Genomic DNA, 1,807 nt, shown 5'->3' on the forward strand with positions numbered 1-1,807 from the left:
CCCGCCACGGCATTGGCCGAGGCGATCACGCCCGACACCGGCGCCACCAGCGCATCGCGTGTGGCCAGGCCCGCGCCCACGGCGCCCAGGCGCTGGGTGAGGCTGTGCAGCTCGCTCTCGGCGGCCTCGATGTCCTTGCGCGGCACGGTGTCTGCCAGCTCCGTCAGGCGCGCCACGCGCCGTGCGGCCAGGTCGCGTGCAGCGCGCAGCTCGGCCTGCTGGGCCAGTTGGTTGGAGCGCTCGATGGCGCCCGCCGTGGGCACCACATAGGCCAGCACCTCGCCCTTGCGCACCGCCTGGCCCACGCCAGGCAGGCCCTTGGGCCCAGCCTCCAGCCGCCCGGCCAGCACGGCCTGCACCTTGCCACCCGCGTTGGGGTCCATCACCACGGAGCCTGCCAGTTCAAAAGCCTTGGCGTGTTGCCCGGTGGCTGCCACCAGAGTGCGCACGCCCAGTTGGCGCTGCGCGGGTTTGGGCAGAAACACGCTGCCATCGGGCTGGCGGCTGGGGCCGTTGCCGGTGGGCGCGGGCGGCGCGTCGCCATGGTCGTGGCCGGGGCCTGCCAGGGCTGGCAGGGGCGCGCTGAGCGCGGTAGCCATGAGCAGGGCTAGCAAGGAAGGCATGGGGTGCAAGCGCTTCATGCGGCACCTCCCACGCGCTGGTTGTCGCCCATGCGGGCAGCACGGCCCCGGCGCAAACCCCACACGGCGACCAGCGCCAGCAGCACGGCGGCCACGGTGCCCGCGATCAGCGCGGTGCGGCGAGCCAGGCCTGCGGGCGCGGCATCGGTGTGGGCGGCGGGGTGCAGGTCGATCTCGCCTGCGAGCAGGTCGGTGTCAGTGCCTGCGGCCACGGTGGCGGTGACGGGGCTCACCCCCTCGGCCAGCGGCGCGGCCAGGGTGGCCTGGAACTCGCCCTCGGCCACGCGGGTGACGGGCACGCTGGTGCCCGCGATGTCCAGCTCCAGCCGGGCGTCTTTCACGGGGCTGTTGTCGCCCGTGTGGTCCAGATAGAGCGCGATTTTTTGCCCGTCGAGCACGCCCACGAGTTCAAACAGGTCCGAGGTGGCGGCAAAGCGCGGCAGGGCTGTGCCCGCAGCGGCGGCGGGGGCTTCGCCATGGTCGTGGCCAGCACCGGCCAGCGCGGTCGGCGGTAGCAAGCCCAGCAGCAGGGCCAGGCCCAGTGTGGAAAAAGCGGAAGAGAGTTTCATGGTGTTCAGCAAAAGTGGTGAGGGCCTCAAGGGCGTCATTGCGGCAACAGGCCCAGGGCCTGGCGCAGGTGGGAGATGGCGGCCGCTGCGTCGATGCGGGCGCGGGCCAACTGGCGTTCGGCCTGGGCGGCTTCCAGCTCCACACGCAGGCGTGTGGGGCCGTCGGCTTCGCCCAGGCGGAAGGCCTTGTCGATAAAGCCGCGTGTGCCCTGCGCCAGCGCCGCGTGCCGTGCCAGCGCATCGCGCTGGGCCTGCGTGGCCTTCACGCGGGCCACGGCAGTGGCAATGTCGGCGGCCAGGCGCCTCTGCTCCACGGCAGCACGCGCCTCGGCATCGATGGCATCGGCGCGTGCTGTAGCCTGCTTTGCCTGCGCACGGTCGCCCCCGCCCAGGGGTATGCGCAGGCCCACGGTGAATGTCTGCTGGTAGCGATCGCCCGCCTGCTCGCGGCCGCGCGTGGCGGCCACGGTCAGCTCGGGGTTGGCGCGGGTTTGCACGGCAGCCAGGTCGGCAGCGCGGCGGGCCACCTCGGCCTGGTCCTGCCAGTCGGCCGCCGCTGGGTGCTGGGCAGCGGCGGCCGTGGGGTCTGGCACGGGG

At 73.3% G+C, this 1,807-nt stretch carries 2 protein-coding genes and 1 pseudogene; all 3 read right to left on the minus strand.

The genetic code is table 11. From position 1 onward, the window contains the following. A pseudogene (locus tag DBR23_RS31675) lies at positions 1–641 on the minus strand (efflux RND transporter periplasmic adaptor subunit); the annotation flags it as partial. Next, complete coding sequence (locus DBR23_RS24410) at positions 638–1,210, minus strand: hypothetical protein (protein WP_108499845.1); 573 nt, start codon at positions 1,208–1,210, stop codon at positions 638–640. The gene DBR23_RS24410 and the pseudogene DBR23_RS31675, both read right to left, overlap by 4 nt. Before the next feature lie 35 nt (positions 1,211–1,245). Beyond that, positions 1,246–1,807: TolC family protein (locus DBR23_RS24415; protein WP_146191434.1), on the minus strand; the 562-nt coding region annotated here is incomplete at its 5' end.

It is taken from the genome of Acidovorax sp. HMWF018, assembly GCF_003061035.1.
In the GTDB taxonomy this organism is placed as follows: Bacteria; Pseudomonadota; Gammaproteobacteria; order Burkholderiales; family Burkholderiaceae_C; genus Acidovorax; species Acidovorax delafieldii.

What these genes read in the sequence shown, in the direction of transcription:
- DBR23_RS24410 (WP_108499845.1), bottom strand. Translation starts at nt 1,210, where the DNA reads ATGAAACTCTCTTCCGCTTTTTCCACACTGGGCCTGGCCCTGCTGCTG.